This is a genomic window from Clostridium sp. KNHs205, assembly GCF_000702945.1.
In the GTDB taxonomy this organism is placed as follows: Bacteria; Bacillota; Clostridia; order Lachnospirales; family Lachnospiraceae; genus Anaerocolumna.
The window spans coordinates 2,106,943-2,131,038 of sequence record NZ_JNLE01000003.1; the positions used below are offsets into that span (position 1 = coordinate 2,106,943).

Annotated in this window: 21 protein-coding genes and 3 pseudogenes; all 24 read left to right on the top strand. The window is 46.1% G+C overall.

All coding sequences use genetic code 11. The features are described from left to right. Positions 1-23 precede the first annotated feature (23 nt). The 24 genes and pseudogenes from BR73_RS0109020 (at position 24) to BR73_RS0109130 (ending at position 23,986) form a co-directional block, all read left to right on the top strand. Positions 24-203 (top strand): DUF6103 family protein, encoded by a 180-nt coding sequence (locus tag BR73_RS0109020; protein WP_033165263.1) that lies wholly within the window; start codon positions 24-26, stop codon positions 201-203. 97 nt (positions 204-300) lie between these two features. Then, positions 301-1,347 (top strand): hypothetical protein, encoded by a 1,047-nt coding sequence (locus BR73_RS0109025; protein WP_033165264.1) that lies wholly within the window; start codon positions 301-303, stop codon positions 1,345-1,347. 385 nt (positions 1,348-1,732) lie between these two features. Beyond that, a complete protein-coding gene (locus tag BR73_RS0109030; RefSeq protein WP_024345918.1) occupies positions 1,733-2,155 on the top strand; it encodes a hypothetical protein in 423 nt (140 codons plus the stop codon). A 2-nt stretch (positions 2,156-2,157) separates the two neighbouring features. Further along, complete coding sequence (mobP3, locus tag BR73_RS0109035; protein ID WP_033165265.1) at positions 2,158-4,983, top strand: MobP3 family relaxase; 2,826 nt, start codon at positions 2,158-2,160, stop codon at positions 4,981-4,983. 176 nt (positions 4,984-5,159) lie between these two features. Next, complete coding sequence (locus tag BR73_RS0109040; protein ID WP_033165266.1) at positions 5,160-6,599, top strand: DUF3991 domain-containing protein; 1,440 nt, start codon at positions 5,160-5,162, stop codon at positions 6,597-6,599. Positions 6,600-6,612: 13 nt separating this feature from the next. Next, positions 6,613-7,953, top strand: a pseudogene (locus BR73_RS0109045) (type IV secretory system conjugative DNA transfer family protein); the annotation flags it as partial. Between the two features lie 726 nt (positions 7,954-8,679). Further along, positions 8,680-10,554, top strand: a complete 1,875-nt coding sequence (gene ltrA, locus BR73_RS0109050) for a group II intron reverse transcriptase/maturase (protein ID WP_033165267.1) — start codon at positions 8,680-8,682, stop codon at positions 10,552-10,554. Between the two features lie 127 nt (positions 10,555-10,681). Then, positions 10,682-11,155 (top strand): annotated as a pseudogene (locus BR73_RS0109055) (type IV secretory system conjugative DNA transfer family protein); the annotation flags it as partial. A 4-nt stretch (positions 11,156-11,159) separates the two neighbouring features. After that, a complete protein-coding gene (locus BR73_RS0109060) occupies positions 11,160-11,429 on the top strand; it encodes a helix-turn-helix domain-containing protein (protein WP_033165269.1) in 270 nt (89 codons plus the stop codon). A 470-nt stretch (positions 11,430-11,899) separates the two neighbouring features. After that, positions 11,900-12,796, top strand: a complete 897-nt coding sequence (locus BR73_RS0109065; RefSeq protein WP_197032637.1) for an alpha/beta hydrolase — start codon at positions 11,900-11,902, stop codon at positions 12,794-12,796. A 64-nt stretch (positions 12,797-12,860) separates the two neighbouring features. After that, entirely contained in the window at positions 12,861-13,418 is a 558-nt protein-coding gene (locus tag BR73_RS0109070; protein WP_033165270.1) for a flavin reductase, read from the top strand. Between the two features lie 24 nt (positions 13,419-13,442). Next, positions 13,443-14,285, top strand: a complete 843-nt coding sequence (locus BR73_RS0109075; protein ID WP_033165271.1) for an aldo/keto reductase — start codon at positions 13,443-13,445, stop codon at positions 14,283-14,285. A 10-nt stretch (positions 14,286-14,295) separates the two neighbouring features. Beyond that, a complete protein-coding gene (locus tag BR73_RS28215) occupies positions 14,296-15,024 on the top strand; it encodes a flavodoxin (protein ID WP_242860641.1) in 729 nt (242 codons plus the stop codon). A gap of 1 nt (position 15,025) precedes the next feature. Continuing rightward, positions 15,026-15,907: a prolyl oligopeptidase family serine peptidase gene (locus tag BR73_RS0109085; protein WP_242860642.1), complete on the top strand. Its 882-nt coding sequence runs from the start codon at positions 15,026-15,028 to the stop codon at positions 15,905-15,907. 69 nt (positions 15,908-15,976) lie between these two features. After that, a complete protein-coding gene (locus tag BR73_RS0109090) occupies positions 15,977-17,110 on the top strand; it encodes an alpha/beta fold hydrolase (protein WP_051685074.1) in 1,134 nt (377 codons plus the stop codon). Between the two features lie 37 nt (positions 17,111-17,147). After that, entirely contained in the window at positions 17,148-17,843 is a 696-nt protein-coding gene (locus BR73_RS0109095; protein ID WP_033165272.1) for a flavodoxin, read from the top strand. 179 nt (positions 17,844-18,022) lie between these two features. Beyond that, positions 18,023-18,385 carry a hypothetical protein gene (locus BR73_RS26715; RefSeq protein WP_051685075.1) on the top strand — a complete coding sequence of 121 codons (363 nt, stop codon included), beginning with the start codon at positions 18,023-18,025 and terminating at the stop codon, positions 18,383-18,385. Positions 18,386-18,400: 15 nt separating this feature from the next. Continuing rightward, positions 18,401-18,529 (top strand): annotated as a pseudogene (locus tag BR73_RS29335) (prolyl oligopeptidase family serine peptidase); the annotation flags it as partial. Next, positions 18,519-19,313 carry a DUF4405 domain-containing protein gene (locus tag BR73_RS0109105; protein WP_242860644.1) on the top strand — a complete coding sequence of 265 codons (795 nt, stop codon included), beginning with the start codon at positions 18,519-18,521 and terminating at the stop codon, positions 19,311-19,313. The pseudogene BR73_RS29335 and the gene BR73_RS0109105, both read left to right, overlap by 11 nt. A 315-nt stretch (positions 19,314-19,628) precedes the next feature. Further along, positions 19,629-20,276, top strand: a complete 648-nt coding sequence (locus BR73_RS0109110) for a flavodoxin family protein (protein WP_033165274.1) — start codon at positions 19,629-19,631, stop codon at positions 20,274-20,276. Positions 20,277-20,509: 233 nt separating this feature from the next. Continuing rightward, on the top strand, positions 20,510-22,006 hold the full coding sequence (locus BR73_RS0109115) for an MFS transporter (protein ID WP_033165275.1): 1,497 nt from the start codon (positions 20,510-20,512) through the stop codon (positions 22,004-22,006). Between the two features lie 16 nt (positions 22,007-22,022). Continuing rightward, positions 22,023-22,775, top strand: coding sequence for a carboxymuconolactone decarboxylase family protein (locus tag BR73_RS0109120; RefSeq protein ID WP_033165276.1), 753 nt, complete (start codon positions 22,023-22,025; stop codon positions 22,773-22,775). 72 nt (positions 22,776-22,847) lie between these two features. After that, positions 22,848-23,261: a cupin domain-containing protein gene (locus tag BR73_RS0109125; protein ID WP_033165277.1), complete on the top strand. Its 414-nt coding sequence runs from the start codon at positions 22,848-22,850 to the stop codon at positions 23,259-23,261. 11 nt (positions 23,262-23,272) lie between these two features. Then, positions 23,273-23,986 carry a dihydrofolate reductase family protein gene (locus tag BR73_RS0109130; protein WP_033165278.1) on the top strand — a complete coding sequence of 238 codons (714 nt, stop codon included), beginning with the start codon at positions 23,273-23,275 and terminating at the stop codon, positions 23,984-23,986. Positions 23,987-24,096 lie beyond the last annotated feature (110 nt).

Consider the following 24,096-nt stretch of genomic DNA (forward strand, 5'->3'; position numbering starts at 1 on the left):
TCTATGAAAAGGAGATGTTATCTATGAAAACGGCGGTGATTTCTGTTTGTTACAGCACAGAAAGGCTGGAGGCCCTCCGGCAGTATCGAACAGAAGCAGAGCTGCAGGATGAACTGGAATCAGTGCTTCCTGCGCTTTATGAAAAGTATGTTCCCTCTGAAGTGCGGGAACGAATAGAAGCAGCGGAAGAAGGTGGCGAGTAGTGTGAGCGCTGCCTCTTTTTTTCTCTGAGGTTCGTGCTGCGAAAATCAGTGTGTGGAAGATATAAATCTTAAACTCTAAAATGACAGGAGGATTGAAATGGGTGACGAATCAATCGAGCTTTGGCTCAATAAATACCAATATACCGCACTGTCGGATATCCTTTATGAAAACGGCACTGACATAAAAGCTGTCATGCAGGAAAAGCTGGGGGAGTTATATACACAAACCGTTCCCGAACAGGAGCGAATTGAAATCGAGAACCGGATCAATGCAGAACGCCTTGCTGCTGAGCAGCGTGCACAGGAGATGCGACGGTTTTCCGTATACCATGTAACAGAAAACGGCAACAGCCATTGCTTCGAATCGGATTACTGCTTGGAGCTGATGCAGCTGGCGCTGTTGGTACGCAGATACCAGCGCGGTGAGCTAAAATACCAGCCGGAGAGCTTCACAGCCCTGTTCCGGAATTCTGTTTCCATCAACGCCCTACAGTTTGAAGAAAACGTGAAAAAGCGGATGGACAATACCGGTCAGATCACCGGCGTGTTTGACATTGACTTTGACCGGAAAATGATTTCCGGAGTCAATATCATGGATGGTTGGAAGGCTTACTCCATGAAGGACACCGGCACTGCGGCTTATTACGCCTATCGCGCCAATTATCTTCCAGAGGATAAGCGCTGGCCTATTTTTCTTGAACATCTCGAAGGTCGTGAGCTGACACAGCCTGCTCCACTGATCACGGCAGGCTGCCGCAAGCTGGAGGAAGGTGATATCTCCTTTTCAGACGAGATCATGGAAACGGATGGGTGCCTCAATTTTTATATCAATGTCCCCTTCAACGTGGACGAGATATTCGGAACTCATGTGGAAACAGCGGAAAATGAAGACTGGATCAATGTCTATGCTAACTATGATACCGTTCATGGGCAGGTGTGTGATACCCTGGATATTGTCCTGAATCGTGGGGATGGCTCCTGCGAAGAACTGGCCTATCAGCTGGATGATCATGAAAAGGAGCTTTTGCTGAGCAAAATGCAGGACTACTGCATGAAGCAGGAGGGTATGAAGCTGGAGGATTACAGCCTCAAGCTGCAGGAGGAATCCGAGCCGCTGACAGGCCCAGCCACGCAGCAGATGTAGACACGCCACGTTGCCGCCCGTGTGCCCCTGTGTCGCGTTCTTCCGGCTGGGGTGGCAGCGTTACACCATAAGGGGGCTGTAGCCCCTTGTTGGAGCCGTGTGCGCAGAAGATTGACGGGTGGCGAAACAAGGAAAGTCGTGGTGAACCATGGGGTCGAAAACGATGCGGGTTAAAGGAGCGGGGTCGTAAACGCCCCACTCCGGCTCACATCTCCCCGCAATGCGGGGAGAAAAGCGGTTTTTCACCGGGGTCGTAAAAACACTCAAGGAGTTGTTTCCGGGGTTGTAAGGAAAACAGAATACCGATAAAAGCGGGAAATAAAGGCTTTTCATAGGGGTTGCGACAGGTGTTGCACCTCTTTTTTGATAGAAAAGGAGGTTTGCTATGTCAGAAGAAGAAAAAATCAAAAAAAAGTTCCCTTTGTGGATGTATCCGGAAACCAGACAGCTGGTGGCAGACTGGTACAAAAGGGATAACTGCCAAAGCCAGAGTGAATTCATTGAAAAGGCAATTAAATTCTACTGCGGCTATATCTCAGCAGAGGAAGGTGTCCGGTTCCTTCCTGCAGCAATTACATCGGCCATGACCGGCATGGTGGATGGTCTGGAAAACCGCATGGCACGGCTTACCTTCAAGTTGGCGGTGGAGATGAGCATGATGATGAATATCCTTGCAGTCAATGCAGATTACGATGAAAACACGCTGCGTAAGCTCCGCGGCAAATGTGTGGAGGACGTGAAGCGGTCAGTGGGTTCCGTGACCTTTGAGGATGTAGTGAGCTTCCAGAAGCGGGAAAGGCGTGACTGATCATGCCACGGATTATCTTTAAATGCCGCTATTTAAAAAATGCGGCGGCCCATGCGGAAAATCTGGTAACCTATGTTGCTACACGGGATGGTGTAGAGAAGCTTCCGGAGCGGATGCGAAACCATCCTGCCACGAATAAGCAAAAGCTGCTGGTATCGGATATTTTGGAGCAGTTTCCGGATTCCACCGGGCTGTTCGAGTATGAGGATTATCTGGCGGAGCCTACCATGGAAAATGCCTCCGAATTTATCTCCGCTGCTCTGGATCAGAATCTTGACCAGCTGGCACACAAGGAAGTCTATGTCAACTATATCGCTACCCGCCCTCATGCTGAACGACTGGATACCCATGGACTGTTCTCCGATGAGGATATTCCGCTGGTATTGTCACAGACGGCGCAGGAGGTGGCGGCACATACCGGAAACATCTGGACACCTATCATATCGTTGCGGAGGGAAGATGCCACCCGGCTGGGGTACGACAATGCCGCCGCATGGATGGCACTGCTGCGCAAGCAGCGGAATGTCTTTGCCCAACAGATGAAAATCGAACCGGAGAACCTGCGGTGGTATGCTGCCTATCACGATGAGGGTCATCACCCTCACTGCCATATGATCGTGTATTCGGTCGATCCCCGTGAGGGCTTTGTAACGAAGCCGGGCATTGAAGCCATGCGCAGCAGTCTGGCGCGGGAAATCTTTCAGCAGGATCTGCTTCAGATTTATGCAGAGCAGTCAGAGCGTAGAAATGCACTGACCACGCAGAGCCGGGATGCCCTGCAGGTACTTCTGATACAAATGCAGACCGGTGCCTGTGACAATCCCGTGCTGGAGGAACTACTTTCTCAGCTGGCAGAACGGCTTCGGCACACCGCTGGTAAAAAGCAGTATGGCTATCTAAAAGCACCGGTTAAGGAACTGGTGAACCGGATCGTGGATGAACTGGCGAAGGAAGAACGTGTGGCAGCGGCTTACGCCCAATGGTACGAGCTTCGCAATGAGGTACTGCGTACTTACAGAGATGAGCTTCCGCCACCACTCCCTCTTTCTCAGCAAAAGGAATTTAAACAGATAAAGAATATGGTAATTGCGGAAGCAGTCCGGCTGGGCAATCAGGAGTTCACCTTTGAGGGGGATGATCAGGCGGAACCGCCTCCGGAGTATGAACCTATCATGGAGGAAACGTTCATTCCGGAGGATCTCGAAATGATGTCAGATGCGGTGCCTGACGAGGAATTGACTGAGGAAGCAGAAGACTTGCAGTCCTGGCTTGACAACGATCAGGAATTCGAATCGACCGCTGGACATTCCGACAGTGCGGATACAGCGTCATCCAGCGGGAAGCCACATATCGCATGGAACAGCCGCTATAAGCAGGCCCGAGCCTTCCTATACGGCAGTGATCTTTTAGAGCAGGACTTTGAACAGGCCCTTGCCCTGTTCCTGCTGGAAGCGGAGGACGGCAATGCACTTGCCATGCATGACCTGGGAAGAATGTACACAGACGGTCTGGGTACAGAGATGGAAGCAGATACTGCCTTTGACTGGTACGGAAAGGCCCTTACCGCGTTTCTGGCGATTGAAGCCAAAAAGGAACATCGCTATGTAGAATACCGTATCGGTAAGCTGTATGTAGCGGGACTTGGCACGGAGCAGAACTACGCAGAAGCGGCAGACTGGTTTCAGCAAGCGGCTTCCAAACGTCACAAATACGCCCAATACTCCCTTGGCGGTTTGTATTACCGGGGACAGGGTGTGGAGCAGGATTTTCAGACTGCATTCAGCCTGTACCAACGCTCCGCTGCGCAGGGAATGCCCTATGCGGATTATGAGCTGGCAAAGATGTATCGGGACGGAGTTGGAACAGCGCCAAACGCTGACGAAGCGGAACTGCACTTTGAGGCCGCCTTCCAGGGCTTTTGGCAGATGGAACGTCAAAGTCGTGATGACAAGCTGCAATACCGCCTTGGACAGATGCTTTACACCGGCACCGGAACAGAAAAAGATGTGGACGAGGCTCTTTGCCATTTTGAAAAGTCTGCCCGGCTGGGGAATGTCCACGCACAATATATGCTGGGAAAAATTTTTCTGGATGCGGACAGCGGGCATTTTAATGCGGAGAAAGCCATCCTGTGGCTCACAAGATCAGCGGATAACGGCAATGCGCTGGCACAATATGCTCTCGGAAAGCTTTTCCGGGACGGAAATTATGTGGAAAAGGATATATCAAAAGCAATTGCACTCTTTACACAGGCAGCAGAGCAGGATAATTCCTATGCTGCTTATGCTCTGGGAAAGCTCTATCTGCTGGGAGATGACACACCCAAGGATATGCATGCCGCTTTAAAGTGGCTGACAAAATCTGCTGACCTTGGCAACCAATTTGCCCAATATGCGCTTGGTAAGCTGTACCTGACCGGCGAGGATGTTCCAAAGAACATTTCCAAGGCGCTGGAGCTGTTTCAAAAATCAGCAGAGCAAGGCAATCAATATGCGCAATACGCCCTCGGTAAATTTTATCTGCTGGGGCGGGATATCCCCCGTGACCGGGAGGCCGCTGTGAGGTGGCTCACCCTTTCTGCGGAACAGGGCAATCAATATGCACAGTTTTTTCTTGACCATCTGGATTCGTTCCGGGATCCTTCCTTATTTCTGGCTGTCACCCGGCTCTTACATCATGCCAGCCGGATATTTCAGGAGGAAGCCAGAAGACTGCCAGGTGCTCCCGGTATGCACACGGATAGCAAACTGCGCAGAAGGCTCCGGCAGAAAAAGATCGCCCAGGGCCATGCACCGGACGATCACGAACAAAAACTCACAACCTACTAAATGTGAAGGCGGTTTCCATGCGAAAACAATCTCATGGGCAGACGAAACAGCTGCCATCCATACAGCAAAAACAATTGTATCCCAAGCCGTCCGTTCATCAACGGGCGGCGTTTTTTTGTGTCCGCCACGGGCACATGCGATGCGGAAAACGCAAGCGATAAAGGAGGTGCTTCGGCATGGCATATGTGTATTTTACTGATGAACAAAAACAGCGGGCCAACGCAGTAGATCTGGTGGACTTCCTCCAGAGGCAAGGCGAGCAGTTGGTTCGTTCCGGTCGGGAATATCGCTGGAAGCGGTATGACAGTGTTACTGTGCGGGGCAACGAATGGTTCCGTCATTCCCGCAAGGAGGGCAGCCGTGCCATTGACTTTGTTCAGCAATTTTACGACATGAGCTTCCCGGATGCAGTCTCCTTTCTGCTCGGCGGGGAATCCGGGGTGGAGTGGAATCAGACAGAGAAAAGCGCCCCTCCGCCTCGTAAAGAATTTGCACTGCCGGAGGAAAACCCGGACATGCGACGGGTGTTTGCCTATCTCATCAAGCAGCGCTTCATCGACCGGGACGTACTGTCCCATTTTGCACACAAAAAGCTCATCTATGAGGATAAGCAGTATCATAACGCTGTGTTTGTAGGGCTGGATGAGAATGCAGTTGCCAGGCACGCCCATAAACGAGGTACTTATACTCAGGGTGAGCCTTACAAGGGAAATGTGGAGGGCAGTGATCCCTGTTATAGCTTCCACTGGATCGGGGAAAGTGATACCCTCTATGTCTTTGAAGCTCCGGTGGATATGCTGTCCTTCATTACCCTGAATAAGCAGGACTGGAAGCAGCACAGCTATGTGACGCTGGACGGTGTATCGGAGCATGCCCTGCTGCGCCAACTGGAGCTGCATCCACATCTGAAGAACCCAGTGCTGTGTCTGGACCATGACGCAGCAGGGATTGAAGCCACCGGACGGCTCAAGGATATTCTCTGCGAGAAGAATTATTACGATCCTGCCCATATGGACATTTCCGTTCTCAGATCGGAGTTTAAGGACTGGAATGAGGATTTAAAAGCGATTCACGGTATTGAACCCATCCCAGCACAGGAGCATCCGAAGTTGATGCTTCTGCCTCAGGTGTGTTCGGGAGTACTGGAGGTTTGTCGAATGCAGTCTGTGAATCAGGACGCCAATACCCGCTTGCTGAATGAATGTGAACAGCTGGCTCCCCTGCTACGCTCAGATAGTCTCCAGCGAAACGTATTAGAGGAACATTGCCGCCAGACTGTGGCTTGTGCTTTGATTTCCATTCAGAATACCTGTCGGCAGATGGAAATTCCGGTATCCATGGAACGTGTAACCAGATGGCTACAAGCGGAATACAAGCCTCATGAAGATAGGGGCTGGCTGCGCTCCAAAGCGGAAGATATCAGGATTGCCGTGAGGGATGTGTCCAGCCGTATCCGTACTCCTGGTATCCGCACGGCAGACGAACAGAAGCTTTTTATGCGTTCCTGCCTTACACTGGCGCTTAGCTGTGTGAAAGCGCAAATGTTCATCGTGCTGGAAGCGCAGGAGCAAGCACCCAGGCAGGAGCAAACCGGAAATTTTACCATGACGATGTGAAGGAGGGATGACTGTGCAAACATCGCAACTTGTAACGCTGCTTGCTGCCGGACTGACCATGTTCGGTGTGATCGGCTTTTTATCACTGCTTGCTCACTATTATACCTTAAACGGTATCAAGTCAAAAACCGTAGGTGATGGTCAGCATGGTACAGCAAGATGGGCAACCAAAAAGGAAATACAGACAGTATACACGACAGTCCGGTATGAGCCGGAAAAATGGCGGAAGGGAGAAAATCTCCCGACGGCACAAGGTTTAATTGTGGGCTGGCAAAAGGCATCCCTATTCGATAAAACGGCTCCTCACGGCTATGCGTTAGTGGATGACGATGATGTCCACTGTCTGATGATCGGTGCTGCAGGTGTCGGCAAGACCGCTAATTTTCTCTATCCTAACATGGAGTATGCCTGTGCTTCCGGCATGAGCTTCATCACTACCGATACCAAGGGTGACCTTTACAGTAACTATGCGGGTATTGCCAAGGATTACTACGGCTACCAGGTGTCAGTCATTGACCTTAGAAATCCCACCCGCTCAGACGGAAACAATCTGCTTCATTTGGTAAATCGCTATATGGATTTATACCTTGCCCATCCGGAGAGTCTGGCGTATAAGGCCAGAGCGGAGAAGTATGCAAAAATAACCGCCAAGACCATCATCAGCTCCGGAGGCTTTGACAGCTCTGCCGCTGGACAGAATGCCTTCTTTTATGATGCCGCTGAGGGACTCTTAACCTCTGTAATCCTGCTGATTGCTGAATACTGTGAGCCCAAAGAGCGACACATCGTGTCTGTGTTCAAGCTCATTCAAGATCTGTTAGCGCCCAGCGGTGTCAAGGGCCGAACACTGTTCCAGATGCTGTTGGCACACCTACCGGACGATCATAAAACAAAGTGGTTTGCCGGCGCCGCTCTAAACAGCGCAGAGCAGGCCATGCAGAGTGTCCTGTCCACAGCATTGTCCCGGCTTAACGCATTTCTGGACTCGGAGCTGGAGCAGATACTATGCTTTGATACCGCTATTGATGCAGAAAAGTTCTGTAAGCAGAAAAGCGCTGTTTTCCTTGTTATGCCGGAGGAAGATAACACGAAATATTTTATCATCAGCTTAATTGTTCAGCAGCTCTACCGTGAAATTCTTTCGGTAGCAGATGAGTATGGAGGTAAACTCCCGAACCGTATCATAATGTTTTTGGATGAGATTGGAACCATACCCAAAATTGAGTCTGCAGAGATGATGTTCTCGGCCAGCCGCTCCCGCCGTGTGTCCATTGTCGCCATCATCCAGAGCTTTGCCCAGTTAGAGAAAAACTACGGAAAAGAGGGCGCCGCCATCATCATCGATAACTGTCAGGGTGCGAAACGTTCCTAACTGAAAAGGTTAGGCACAAGCACAAAATATAAAGGAAACTGAAAGAAGTTTCCAAAATAATGCTTGGAGAACTGATATTCCAACAGGTGAAATGAGAGGGTAACGCCTTGAAGCACCGCCATAATACTACGATATGCGGTTTTGCCTGTATCGGCAAAACGGTATAAAGCTCGTTGAAGTCGGCTGAAAACTGCCGTATTGCAGGTTGCAACGAAAGCTGGTTAGAGGTAACCAGTGCAGTTGATAGGTCGGTGGTCTACAAAATATCTATGGTGAGAATGTGTTTGTAAAAACACTGACGAACGCTCGAATGAAAGGGTCTATAAGTTGATTGCATAGAAATGTGCAAGTGCCTTCGTTGGCAGTATGCGAGGTTTAGTAAAACATTGGCTATGAAAAACCTTATACCGTTACAGGCGGTATCGTGCATACAGGCTCATAGAGAACACCTACGGATATATGTATAGATAGGAATATCGGAACGTTGTAAGGTTAGAATGCAGAGCTGATACAGGCGATGAAGCATTGGCAGGAAAGACATAACCTGTCTTAATCTAACTGAAAGTGATGGCACAGTACCATTGATGCTATGGAAACATAGTCGAGGGAAAGCCATTAGTCGTCAAAATATTAATACGCATAACTACACAAATTCAAAGGTTCGAGTATGACTAAGAAAAGCGAAATCCATAAGGAGAGTAGCAAACTTTGACAAAGGTTAAGAAGCCAAAGAAACAAAAACTGCGCAATGCCGAATATTATAATTTCACAGCGATATTTGATGGCTTGTATTCCAGAAGCAAGGAAAAGAAAAATTTCTATGACCTCATGACAATCATTACCCATGAGGACAATATCAAGCTAGCATACAGGAATATTAAGAAAAATCATGGCAGTAGAACGGCAGGCGCAGACAACAAGACGATACTTGATTTGCAAAAATGGGAAACAGAAAAATTGGTAGAGCATGTACAAAAAAGATTTTCACATTACACCGCCAATAAGGTTAGACGGGTGGAAATTCCAAAAGGAAATGGTAAAATGAGACCGCTCGGCATTCCTACTATTATGGACAGGTTAATACAGCAGGCTGTTTTACAGGTTCTAGAGCCTATATGCGAAGCAAAGTTTCACGAACGAAGCAATGGGTTCAGACCAAATCGAAGTGCGGAAAACGCACTGGCTCAAGTCTATAAAGCGATACAGCTACAAGGTTTACATTTTGTGGTGGACATTGATATCAAAGGATTTTTCGATAATGTCAATCACGGTAAGCTGATAAAGCAAATGTGGGCAATGGGCATACGAGATAAAAAGCTGTTAAAAATCATATCTGTCATGCTAAAAGCCGAGGTTGCAGGAATTGGATTTCCCGAAAAAGGCACTCCGCAAGGTGGAATTATTTCACCACTACTGTCCAACATTGTGCTAAATGAGTTGGATTGGTGGATAGCCTCACAATGGGAAAACATGAAAACGCGCCATCCATATGTCTCAACAATAAACAAAAACGGCTCTATCAATAAAGGCAGTACCTTTCTGGCACTTAAGAAAACAAATTTAAAAGAGTGCTTTATTATCAGGTATGCCGATGATTTTAAAATATTTTGCCGCAATAGAAAAGATGCTGGTAATCTATTCATAGCTACGCAGAAGTGGCTGAAAGAACGGCTGGGATTGGAAATCAGTCCTGAAAAGTCCAAGGTTGTGAATCTGAAAAAGAAGTATTCGGATTTTCTGGAATTTCAAATCAAAGCCGTGGAAAAGAGCGGAAAATATGTTGTGGCGAGCAGATTAACTCCCAAAGCTAAATCAAAAGTATCAGAAAAGCTAAGCAATCAGATAAAGAAAATACAAAACCCTAAAAATGTAAACGATGAAAATCATGAAGTTCACATCTACAATTCCATAGCGATAGGAATACAAAACTATTATCGCTATGCGACTAATGTGAACATCGACCTACAAAAAATAGCTTTTCTTGTTGACCGAACCTTTAAACTCAGATTGCGGAGCAGAATAAAGCGAAAATGTGAAAATCCTACAGTTGGCTTTGTCTACAATCATTACAAGCACAGCAAGCAAATACGTTTCATTAAAAATCAAGCTGTTGCGCCTATTGGTACAGTCGTACATCGAAATCCGATGTACAAGCCTGTCAAGGTTAATAAATACACGGAAGAAGGGCGTGCGCTTATCCATAAGTCACTCGAAAAGGTAAATATGGGTATTCTGCATTACCTAATGGCACACCCTGTTAAAAATCGAAGTGTGGAATACAACGATAACAGATTAGCATTGTATTGCGCACAGACTGGGAAATGTGCTGTAACGGGAAAAATTCTTGAACTTGACAGAATACATCTTCATCATAAAACTTCCATACGAGACGGCGGTACAGACGAGTATCGTAATCTTATCATGCTTGATATTGATGTGCACCGACTTATTCACGCAACCAAAGGTGATGTTGTAGAGAAATATGTTCAACTGATACAGCCTAATTACAATCAAAGAGATAAAATCAACAGGCTTCGCAAAAGGCTCAATTTAGAGCCGATAACAATGCAAATGGCAGATTAACATTTGTTGTGTAGATTATGATTTCTAATATTAGACGATGGGGCGCCGTGTGAGGTGAAAGTCTCGTGCACGGTGCTAAGCGGGGGAAAAGCCGGAGATTATATCAAAGGTTTACCTATCGCAATATACCGTGTTCGGCGGCTTTGCTCCCAACAGTGAATCGGCGCAGATTTTATCAAAGGCTCTTGGCAGTCAGACCGTTATGAGCGGTTCTGTCAGCCGGGGAAAGAACGACCCCAGCCAGTCCCTGCAGATGATTGAGCGTCCACTAATGACACCAGATGAGTTAAAATCCATGCCCAAAGGAAGATTCGTTGTAACAAAGACCGGAACCTGCCCCATGCGAACCCGGCTAAAGTTATTCCTCGAATGGGGTATCACCTTTGGTCAGACTTATGAAATTAAAGAACAAGCTGCAAGAAAGGTAGCGTATGCCGACCGTCGCAAGGTTGAGGAAGAAATTATTCGGCGCAATGCCGCCTTTGAACCGGATCAAGAGGAAGCGGAGTATGAACCATTTCCTTCCGGCGGAATGGTGCATACTCCAGTCCCAGCCATTAATCTGGAACCTATGGAGCAGAAACACAGGGCGGGGAGGTGAAGCCATGGCCTATTTTACATCTGTTTATAACTCTGAGTTACCACATAGGGCAAAAACGGTATATATGTATCTTCATGACAGAGCGGATCGAGACGGTAAATGCTATCCGGCAATTGGTACCATTGCCAGAGAACTGAATCTGTCCAAAAGCACTGTTAAGAGGGCGCTTCTTGATCTGGAGAAAAGCGGTTTTCTACGGCGTGAGCAACGCTGGCGAGAAAATGGAGGTAAGAGTAGCAATCTCTATTTTTTAAGTAAAAAAGCATCAGTTTAGGAAAAAAGACAGGCCTTTCTTCCAAGGGGAAGGTCTGTCTTTTGGGTGGACTGTGGGAGAGGTCATGGTGAACCGTGAAGGGGAACCTATCACTTTAAGATTGATTAACAACAGAAAAGAAAAATTATTATCCCTACGTAATAGGTGTAAATGATTGATCCAAACCAGCAATAGAATACGGATTTTATACCTAAAGCGATAGTAGTGTAAAACCCAAACATGGGCTATAACCTTTAGGTACAGACTGGTGAACGAAAGGAGACTTCTGTTAAGGTCTCTTTTTTTTTATACTGTAGTTAAGAATATAAATGGAGATGGATTGTATAAACCTGTAGCCGATGTTTCTTATATGGACCAGGATGAATGAACAATCTAAGAAAATGCGATATATGAAAAAAATAATTGCAATGTTTGCCCTACTGGTTATATTCTTTTCGCTTGCCGCCTGTGGGGGGGAACGTGATAGCAGTTTGGATGCGCAGCTGGAATCTCCTCAAAACCAGCAGAGCTTCTCTGAAAGTGAGACGCAACCCTCGCAGCCTTTGGCCCTGAACAAGGACACGGTGGGGACTGCTATAGCAGATCCTCTTAATCAGCAGACACTTTATCTATGGGAAGAAGAGAATGTCCCTGCCACCACGGAATACACCCAGAATACAGGAAGTTATTTTGATGACCCTGATTTTCGTCCTTACCTGGTGAGCTTCCCAGTGGCAGAGGGGGCTACAATCAAAGGCGCTGTACTGATTAACGCCGGCGGAGCCTTTCGATCGCGTGTAGATAGAACAGAAGGTACACCCGTTGCGCAGGAACTAAGTAAACTTGGTTACCAGAGCTTTGTCGTGAATTACCGTCTGCGTCCGTATACGCAGGAGGAAGGGGCGCTGGATTTGGCAAGGGCTGTACGGTTTGTACGAAAAAATGCAACGATATACGGTATTGATGAAAAAGATATTGCCGTTATGGGTTTTTCGGCAGGCGGTATCTTGGCGGGAGAAATGCTTTTGAACTTTAGCGGAACGGTTAATGGTACGGCACTAGACCTCAGCTATGTGCCGGACGAACTGGATACCATTTCTGCGAATGCCGCTGCAGATGGAATGATCTATTCCTTTTATGGCAGACTTAGTGTAGCTTCCACAGACAGTGAAAAATTTAAGCATTCTTCCCTGCCCCCGACCTATTTCTGCTATGGTACCCGTGATCCATTCGTAGGTGAGTTTGAAAAATGCATGGAAGCCCTTCGTCAAGCGGATATTCCTGTAGCGGTAGATGTACTGGAGGGCAGACCTCATGGTTATGGATATACTGAGGGGTGGATCCCGGCGTATTCCGAGTGGCTGGAAGGTGTGTTTCGCAATAACTGATTCAGCATATAAGATATACTTGGCTTTACAAAATATTAAGTGAATAAGATAGGAGAAAATCATTATGAGAAAAAACTTTGGAGCAAAAAGCTGGATGTACCCACTGCCGGTGCTGATTGTAGGAAGCTATGATGAAAATGGTAAGGCAGATGCAATGAATGCGGCATGGGGAGGTATTTATGATGCAAACCACGTTGTGCTTTGCTTGAGTGAAGGACACAAAACATCGAAGAATATTAAAGCCAAGGGTGCGTACACCATAAGCTTTGCAGATGCCTCCCATATCGTTTCGGCGGATTATGTTGGCATGGTCTCTGCCAATAATACTCCGGATAAACTGGAGAAAGCAGGTTTTACTACCCAGAAGAGTACCTTTGTGGATGCGCCAATTATCTGCGAGCTGCCAATGACGCTGGAATGCCGTCTGGTCAAAGTGAACGAGGATGGTAATTTCATTGGGGAGATTGTCAATGTCAGTGCTGAGGAAAGTATTTTAGGAGAAGATGGCTTGATAGATACTGCAAAGCTGCGTGCCATTTCTTATGATCCAGTTCACAATGACTATCTAATATTAGGTGAAAAGGTGGGAAATGCTTTTCAGGATGGCAGTGCTTTAAAATAATATAAATAATTGGAGGAATCAGTCATGGATTATGTTACTTTGAATAATGGAATTAAAATGCCTATATTGGGCTACGGTGTATATCAGGTAAGCAATAAAGAATGTGAACGTTGTGTACTAGATGCCATCAGTGTGGGTTATCGATCCATCGATACCGCGCAGGCTTATGGCAATGAGGAGGCTGTTGGCCGCGCACTCAGTAAATGCGCTGTACCCCGTGAAGAACTGTTTATTACCACAAAGGTATGGATCAGCAATGGAGGCTACGAAAAGGCGAAAGCATCCATTCAGGAATCCTTGCGGAAACTGCAGACGAATTATATCGACCTTCTGCTCATTCATCAGCCTTTTAATGATTACTACGGTACCTACCGTGCCATGGAGGAAGCCTATAAAGAAGGATGGATTCGTGCAATTGGTGTTTCCAACTTCTATCCTGACCGTCTGATTGATCTATGCAATTTTGTGGAGGTCACCCCTGCTGTGAATCAGGTGGAAACGCACGTGTTCCATCAGCAAAAAACTGCCCATGAATACATGAAGAAATATGGTGTCCAGCATGAATCATGGGGGCCGTTTGCCGAAGGACGAAAAGATTTCTTCACGAATCCTGTTCTAATTAAAATCGGTGAAACGCATCATAAAAGTGCTGCACAGGTCGCACTTCGTTTTCTCATTCAGAGCGGCGTAGTTGTAATTCCAAAAACCACGAATAAGGAGCGCATGATCCAGAATATTGATGTGTTCAATTTTAGCTTGACAGAGGAAGACATGGCTGCGATTCAGGAATTGGACGAGAAAGAAAGCCTGTTCTTTTCTCACTATGATCCGGCTACCGTAGAGATGATGACAGGACTGCACAGATAAGGAGGAACCAATGAAACGATCCCTCACAATACTTTTCACCGCAGCTATGGTGCTGTCACTGAGCGCCTGCGGGAATAATCAAAACGATAAGCCCTCGGCTTCTGATTCACAGCCGCCGGCACAAACGCAAAGCGTACCAAATTCACAGACTCCTGTAACTGATGACACTGCCTCAAAAGAGAATGGAAGTGACTCGGGAAGTAAAATTCTGATTGCTTACTTTACGGCTGCTGAAAACAGCGGCGTGGATGCCATCTCCTCTGCCAGCTATACAACCGTAAACGGTACGCCTGTGGGGCGTGTCCGTGCAGTGGCGGATATGATAGCGGAAGAAACCGGCGGAGAACTGTTCTCCATTCAGACATCCGTGGTATATCCCACGGATGGCGAAAAATTAATCGATTATGCGGCGAAGGAGCAGGATGAAAATGCCCGCCCGGAGTTGACTAGTAAGATTGATAACCTTGATCAGTACGATACGATTTTTATCGGTTACCCTAATTGGTGGTACGATCTGCCTATGGTGATGTACAGCTTCTTTGATGAATATGACTTTGCGGGCAAGACCATTATCCCTTTCAATGTCCACAACGGCAGCCGCTTTTCCAGCACCATTGAGACCATTCAGAAAATGGAACCGCAAGCAGCCGTAGTCGAAGACGGCTTTACGGTCAGTGAAAGAACCGTTGCCGATGCGGCGGAAGATGTCGCTTCCTGGCTGGACGGGCTGGGCTACTAAGATGAAGCGTAGAAGACCGGTTTTTATTTCACTGCTTGCGCTTTGTTTTTTTCTTTCTGCTTGCAATGGTTCCTCTACCGGGCAAATCTCGGCAGAGGAGGCAGAATCCGTCCCGGAAGAGCAGCTTAATTCCGCAATGGTTCATTCATCTGATGAAAAAGTAATCTGGCCTGTGAAAACGGGCTTTATCACAGAACAAATTTTAAACGGTGCAGATGGCGAAATTCATTACAGCTACTACCTGCCGGAAAACTACGATGAAAGCAAAAGCTACCCTATGGTGGTAGTTATGCCCGGTTACGATATGATGTGGTTTGGAGAAGAATCCTCCGGAACGAATTTGAAATGGAATGGCGTGCTGGCTTGGACCGCGCTTGATCAGGATCTGATTGTGGTTTCTGCCCAGCTTACCGATTGGGGAGAAAAATCCGCACGGCAGGCCATTGAATTGACTGAATACTTTCTTAATCATTTTGTGGTGGATGAGTTCAGAGTATATGCCGCCGGATACTCCGCGGGCGGTGAAACCATGTCACAGGCGGTATCTATGCGGCCGGATTTATATGCGGCGTATTTGCATGGGGCATCACAATGGGATGGAACCTATACGTCTTTGGCGGAAAATAAGGTTGGCGTTTATATTTATATGGCTGAAAATGACGAGTATTATGGCTCTCAAAAGGCGCGTGAGGCCTACAATGGACTGCTCAGTGCCTATCAGGCGGCCGGTTTTTCCGAAGATCAGATTGACGATATGCTGCAGCTTCAAATTCCCGACAACGCGCATTTTAACAGGTTGGGCATTTTTAATTATCACGGCGGTGGGAATATCTTGTTTGATGATAAAGCTATTTTAAACTGGATTCTCTTTCATAGTAAATAGCATTACTGTATCTATTTACGCAATTAAAAATTATAAAACGAATGAACTTACAAAGAAAGAGGGACTTATATGAAAAACAAAAACCTTTTGCAGTTATCAGCATTATTTATGGCCGGAATGCTTTTGGTAACCGGTTGCAGTGGGAATGTAACCAATAACAGCAGTACTTCGAATGGCAGTAATACGGTAAATGATACCGATACAGAGAATGATACAGGAGCACTTGTCATTGCAAAGCAAGGCATCTTTTCTGCGGGTGGAATAACAATGACTTCGGACGGTATCTTTGATCCTGAAGACCAATGGGAAGAGAGTGGAGCGGGTCAGACTGCTCATGTGGATCATGCAAATGTACTCTATCAGATTCCGGAAAATGAAACCGGACTGCCGATGGTATTTCTGCACGGTTACGGACAGTCCCGCATGGGCTGGATGACAACACCGGATGGCCGTGAAGGATGGTCAGATATGTTTCTGAGGAAGGGACACAGCGTTTTCCTTGTGGACGAGCCAAGACGCGGCGAGGCTGGAATGACCTCTGTCGGCGCAACTATCAGCACTAAGACGCTGGATCAGCGTTGGTATACCCAGTTCCGAATTGGCCGCTGGACCGACGGAAAGTCTGTTGTAAATGAAGGCTCGCAGTTCCCAAATGATGATGCATCCGTGGATCAATTTTTCCGTCAAATGACGCCTGATACCGGAATGTCGTCGGATATGGGCGCAGACTTCGACAATGAAACCGTTGCAAAAGCATTGGCGGAAACCGTAGAAGAAGTATACAGCAGAACCGGTAAAAATTCGATTCTGGTAACCCATTCTCAGGGTGGCGGTCCCGGATGGACCACTGCAAAATATACCGACCATATCGCAGCCATCGTGGCGATTGAACCAGGTGGAGCACCAAGAGCTGATTCAGAGGATTACAAGGCAGTAACGGAGAAGAACATCCCGGTTGTATTCTATTTTGGTGATTATATCGACAATGGAGATCCGGCAATTCAAGCAACCGGTATGTGGCAGATGATGCGTCAGGGTTGCTATGATTTCGCAGAAGCCTATACCGCCCAGGGCGGAACCAGTACCGTGGTGGATCTTCCCAAGGAAGGCATTACCGGAAATGACCACTTCCTGTTTCAGGACTTAAACAATGATGTGATTGCTGATCATGTTGAAAACTGGATTCAGACGAATGTGAAATAAGCATCTGAATTTAGCTCGATGATTGGAGGTAATATTTATGAAAATAAGTACTTTAAAAAAAGTGATAAGTTGTGTGATGGCAGTTTCCACCCTGTTTGCTTTAGCCGCCTGCAGCAGTAATGAAACGTCATCGCAAACGCAGACATCTAGCCAAAGGCAGGAGACTTCGGTTGCGGAGAGCAGTACATCTGCCGAATTGACTGATCCTCAGGCAGAGGCAACTACGCCTATTGACGATGTGTCCAGCAGCACACTGGTGGTTTACTACTCCGCCACCGGCAATACAGAAAGCGTAGCGAATACCATTGCTGTGGCAACAGGCGGTGATCTTTTTGAACTGGAACCGACAGAGCCTTACAGTGATGAAGATTTGGACTGGACGAATGAAAGTAGTCGCGTCAGTGTAGAACACGATAATCCGGATGCCAGAACAGTGGAGCTGACTGCGGAAACCGTGGACAATTGGGATAACTACGATACTGTGTATATCGGCTACCCTATCTGGTGGGGCATTGCAGCATGGCCGGTGGATACTTTTGTGAACGCTAATGATTTTACAGGTAAAACCATAATTCCGTTCTGTACTTCGTCAAGCTTAGGACTGGGTGAAAGTGGAAAGCTACTGGCAGAGAAGGCTGGAACCGGCGAATGGCTGGAGGGCCAACGCTTTCGCAGCGGTGCTTCTGAATCCGACATTATCAATTGGGTAAACAGCCTCGAACCTAATCAATAAGGCAAAGAATTAGGCAAGGGAGCCGCAGCTATCAAAGGCTTCGGCTCCCTTGCGCTGTCTCCACTTTGCAAAGGAGGCAAAGCTGATAAAAGGAAAGGCAGCTTTGCCACGCTATTCTATTGCTGTTCAGCTTTAATATGCTGTTTTCCAGTCGTGCAGGGTCATCGCTAGGTAGCAGTATGCCTGCATTAACGAAAAATGATACAACAATACAAGAGACACAAACGCAGTCAGGACGCCCCTCTGTTACACAGGCCGAAACAGGCTTTATTACAGAACGGATTTTGGACGGAGCTGACGGCGAGATCCATTACAGTTACTATTTGCCGAAGGACTATGACGAAAGTCGGATTTACCCCATGATAGTAATTATGCCTGGCTATGGCATGATGTGGTTCGGAGAGGAGTCCTCTGGAAGCAACTTAAATTGGAGCGGTTTCCGGGTGTGGACGGAGTTTGACGAAGACATGATCGTTGTCTCGGCCCAATTGACTGATTGGGGCGAAAAATCTGCAAGGCAGGTAAATGAACTAACGGAGTAATTTCTACAACATTTTGCTGTGGATGAAAGTCGTGTTTATGCCGCCGGATATTCGGCAGGTGGTGAGACTATGTCCTGTGCAGTGTCTATGCGCCCGGATTTGTATGCACACTATGCGGGCGCTAGGGCGAAACATGGCCTATAGAGCAGATCGCTCAGAATGCCAATGTTGCTTTGCCCGAGCGGCAAATGCCCATCTTTACAAATTTTATCCAATAACTCACGAAAAGGAGGCGGTTTGCATCAGACCTAAAATGATGATAAAAATAGCGGTGGATATCGGCATGACCGTTCTGCTACTGCTTTTAATGACCTATGAGCTCATTGGACAGGCTGCCCATGAATGGATTGGCATTGGCATGTTTGTGCTATTTGCTGTACACCATATTCTGAACAGCAGCTGGAGCAGGAATGTTTTAAAAGGTAAATATACTGCGCTGCGTATCCTGCAAACCGCCCTTGTTGCTGGTGTTCTGTTAACCATGCTGGGTTCTATGGTAAGTGGCATCATCTTATCCCGCCACGCACTTTCTTTTCTTCCCATTGAAGGCGGGCGTTCCTGGGCCAGAAATCTGCATATGGTTTCCGCATATGGAGGTTTTGTGTTGATGAGCCTTCACCTGGGTTTTCATTGGAACATGATGATGGCTATGGCAAAAAAACATATGAAAAAGAGTTCCCACAGTTATAAATGGCTACTGCGTGGGATTGCTGTTTTTATTGCAGGGTATGGCGTCTGTGCTTTTATAAAAAGAGAGATTGGAAGCTATATGCTTCTCAAAATTGAATTTGTGTACTTCGATTTTGATGAACCATTGCTTCTTTTTATTCTCGACTACATGGCTGCAATGGGACTGTTTGTATTTGTAGGGCATTATCTTTCAGAAGGGATAAAAAGAATTCAGCAAAAGAAAAGGCAACCTGAATAACTAAATGTTGGGTACCTTTTATGAAGTGACATAAAGAGGAGTTGTAGCAAAAAATGCTATGGCTCTTCTTTATTAAAGGTTCATTCTTGGTTTATTTTTATTTTAAGTTCAGGCTATAATGGGATGCTATTATAACCTTTAGGTGTTTTCCATAAAACTAATTGAAACTTCTGTTATTGTGTAAAAAATATTATAATAAAAAGAAATTGATTTATGCCTTGAAATATAAATGTTAAGGATTGCATGGTTTTAAGGAGATTTGATAATAGAGATTACACAAAAAAATGAAGTAAAAGGAGCTGCAGTAAGGAAAATATGAAAGTTGTTGCTATCAATGGAAGTCCAAGAAAAACAAAGAATACAGCTACTTTGCTTGAAAAAGCACTGGAGGGTGCCGCATTGGCTGGTGCAGATACAACGCTCATACACCTGTATGATCTCAACTATAAGGGATGTATGAGCTGTCTTGCCTGTAAAAGGAAAGCCAGCAAGTGGGTTGGGCATTGTGCAATGAGGGATGATTTAACTGAAGTGCTGGAACAGATTATGCAAAGCGATGTCCTTTTACTTGGGTCCCCTATTTATCTGGGAGACGTTACCGGTGAGATGCGTTCTTTTTTAGAGCGCCTTATTTTTATGAATTTATCATATGAAGAAGACATTCGGTCCTATTTTATGAAAAAAATACACACCGGCTTTATATACACAATGAATTTAAACAAAGATATGGTAGATCGTTTTGGGTATCCGTATATTTTTAACACCAATCAAAGATTGCTTTCAGAAATATTAAAAGGAACATCGGAAATTTTGGTTGCTGACGACACCTATCAATTCGATGATTATACCAAATATGCAGCCTCTAAGTTCGATGAGAAGCATAAAGCCCAAGTGAAAGCGGAGCAGTTTCCGGCAGATTGCAATCGCGCGTTTGAACTGGGAGTCCGGCTGACATCCATGTAAAATACCAGTAACCCAGATGATTAGAATCCGTGGAATGACATTAGGGGTTATGCAGGGCCAAATGCCTTGCGAAAGACGAGCAATTGACTGATTTAATAAAGAAAATTTGCTTTTGCTGTACCGCATAATACTCATTATGCGTACAGCTTTTATTTTGAAGATGACATGATTTGTTTCATAGAATCGCATCAATTAGGTATCTATGTGCGCAAACAGACAGGAGAATTTTATAAATGAACCGAAAACAGACTTTAATTGTAACCATGGCATTATTACTATCAAATGCTATGGCTGGCTTAGATGGAACCATCATTAATACCGCACTGCCAGCAATCGTAAGTGATCTACATGCCATTCAATATATGGGCTGGATTGTAGCTGTATTTTTATTGGGTATGGCAGTAGCTACTCCGCTTTGGAGTAAGTTAGGAGAGCGCATCGGGAACAAGCGGACTTACCAGATCGCCACGCTGTTATTTGCAGCAGATTCGGTATTCCAGGCATTATCAAGTAATGTGCTGTTATTTTTGATTGCAAGAGCAATTATGGGTATTGGTGCAGGAGGAATGAATACCATGCCCTTTATCATTTTTGCAGACCTTTATGAAGACCCTCAAAAGAGAGGGAAAGTTATTGGTTATGCAACAGCAAGCTTTAGTGCCGCCTCCATAATCGGGCCATTGATAGGTGGATGGCTTGTCGATTTTATGAGCTGGCATTGGGTGTTTTACATCAACGTCCCGATTGCAGTCATATCCATATTGGTTGTTCAATTTTTCTTTAAAGAACCTAAGAAGACGGTAACAAAAGAAAGGGTTGACTACTTAGGGGCTGGTATTTTAATTCTAGGATTGGTGACACTTTTAACTGGAATTCAAATGATAGGAACCGGATCAGCCGTTTTAATTGCTGCTTTAGTACTAACTGGTTTTATCTTAATGGCGCTGCTATTTAAAGTTGAAGAAAACGCCTGTGATCCCATTATACCCAACCGTCTTTTTGTAAATAAAGCGTTAGTGATTGATTTTTTACTGTTTGCTATTTTGTGGGGGGCTTTTGTTGCTTTCAATATTTACGTACCAATGTGGGCGCAGGGACTATTGGGGTTGAGTGCATTAATCGGAGGGATGACCCAAATACCAGGTGCTGTTACTAACTTTGCGGGCTCTATGTTAGGACCTTCTATGAGTTCTCGCATGGGAAAATATTGTGTGATAGCCATAGGAACCATTGCGTTTTTGATTTCATTTGGGATAATGGCTTTGGCAGGTGTTGGTATACCCTTATGGACTTTATTGCTGGCCGGAGCATTTGAAGGCTTTGGCTTGGGGCTGTGCTTTAATGTTTTGCAAATCAGCGTGCAGGAAGATGCAGAAAAGAAAGATGTCCCGATCGCAACTTCTTTTGCTTACCTTTTAAGGATTTTAAGTCAGACATTTATGTCTGCTATTTATGGTGTTATTCTGAACCACGCCTTGGTAAAAGGAGCCGCAGCATCCAATAGCAATATCTCAATTGCTATGCTCAATCAATTGAGCGATTCAAAAAATACGGGAAGTCTGCCCGCAGATTTGTTGCCGATGATGAAGCAAATTATGTATGACGGATTGCATCATATCATGCTAACCGCATTTATCCTATTAATTGTTGCGTTGCTCTTTAATCTTGGCATACAACAGATAATGAATCAGGCAGTGAAAAAGAATAAACAAACATATGTAGAAGTCTAATTACGGAGGTGGATTTATGAATATAACGGAAGTAGCAAAAGCACGCTTTTCTAAAATGTTTTCGGATGGTGCAAAAAACCTCTCAGAATCCGATCCAGAGTTGGTTGAGTTTTTCAGCCGATTCGCATTTGAAGAAGTGATCAATGAGGATGATCTGGAAGACAAAACACGCATGATGGCAATTTTAGCTACTCTTTTGGGCTGTCAGGGACTGGACGCATACAAAGCAGTCCTGCCTGAGGCGCTAAATCTGGGAGTTACGCCTGTAGCAGTAAAGGAAATTCTTTATCAGTCGATAGCGTATTTGGGTATGGGGCGCATACTCCCTTTTTTACAGGCCACAAATGAGATATTGGCCGCATGCGGCGTGGAGCTGCCCCTGCCTGGTCAAGCCACAACGACAGCAGAAACGCGCCTGGAATCCGGTATTCAAACGCAAGTAGATATCTTTGGCGAGGGAATGAAGAACTTTTGGCAGTCCGGTCCGGAGGAAAGCCGTCATATTAATCGCTGGCTGGCAGGTAACTGCTTCGGGGATTATTATACCAGGACGGGACTTGACTATAAGCAGCGAGAGATGATTACATTCTGCTTTTTAGCTGCGCAGGGCGGGTGTGAACCGCAGCTAACGTCCCATGCCGCTGCAAATATAAAGCTTGGGAATGACAAGGTATTTTTAATTAAAATTATCTCTCAGTGTATCCCCTATATCGGTTATCCACGCAGCCTCAATGCGCTGCGGTGTGTCAATGAGGCTTCTGAAAAATAATATCCGAAAAATAATATCCGAGTCAAAAAGTATGGATCAGAACACAAAAATCGAAAGGAATGGTAAAGCATTATGAGTGAAGTAAATGTAAATAATCCAAGTATCTTCCCGGCAGGAGGCCAGCTTCTTGAAACGTTTAGTAAATTTTTTATCGGTCAAGCCTATCTGCAGCCCTTGACCAGCAAAGGCGGTCCCATCGCCAATGTGACCTTTGAACCTGGCTGCCGCAACAACTGGCACATTCATCACAAGGGAGGTCAAATTTTGCTGGTAACCGGGGGGCGCGGCTGGTATCAGGAATGGGGACAGGAACCCAAGGAACTGCATCCGGGTGAGGTAATTGACATTCCGCCGGAAGTGAAGCATTGGCATGGTGCGGCAAAAGACAGCTGGTTTTCTCATTTGGCGGTAGAGGTTACTGCGGAAGGTTCCTCCAACGAATGGCTGGAGCCGGTGGATGACGAAGCCTATGGAAAACTAAGGTAGGAGGAACTGCAATGGAAAGGCCCTACATCATATGCCATATGGTGACCTCTCTGGACGGAAAGGTTACCGGTTCGTTTTTAGAAAAAAGTGAGTATGCCCCGCTGCTTGAGGACTATTACCGAATCCACCGGGAATATGGAGCAGATGGTTTTTTGTGCGGCAGGGTAACCATGGAGGGAAGCTTCCCCCAGCCCCCGGATCCTTCTGTACATTACAATGGTCCGGTCATTGCGCGTGAGGATTATATTGCGGAAAAGGCATCCTTTTATGCGGTATCAATTGACCCGCATGGCAGGCAGTGGTGGAATAACCGTGTTATTCTTGATCCTGATGAAGGCTATAATGGCGCACATATTATTGAAGTGCTGACCGAAGCTGTTCCGGATGCCTTTCTGGCACATTTAAGGGATAAGGGGGTTTCCTACCTTTTCAGCGGCAGGGATGGATTGAATCTCCCCTTAATCACGGAGAAACTCAGGAAGCTATTTGGTATAGAAAAACTGCTTCTGGAGGGCGGTGGAATTGTCAATGCCTCTTTCCAGCAGGAAAAGCTGATTGATGAAATCAGCCTTGTAGTCGTTCCTGCCATAGAGCCAGCGAAGGAAGCAAAAGCTCTCTTTCAAACAGGAGCATATCCGGGTGATCTGACAACAGAATCCATGAAGCTTAGCAAAACCACTCAGCTGGAGGACGGTGGCTTATGGCTTGTATACCAAAAAGCATAAGCTTCTCTAAATGTTGTGGTTTATACTGCTGAACAAATGGAGACTTCTCTTCGAAGCGTAATATGCTTACACTGTAATGGTAATAACAATAGTTTGATATTTGTGCGGCG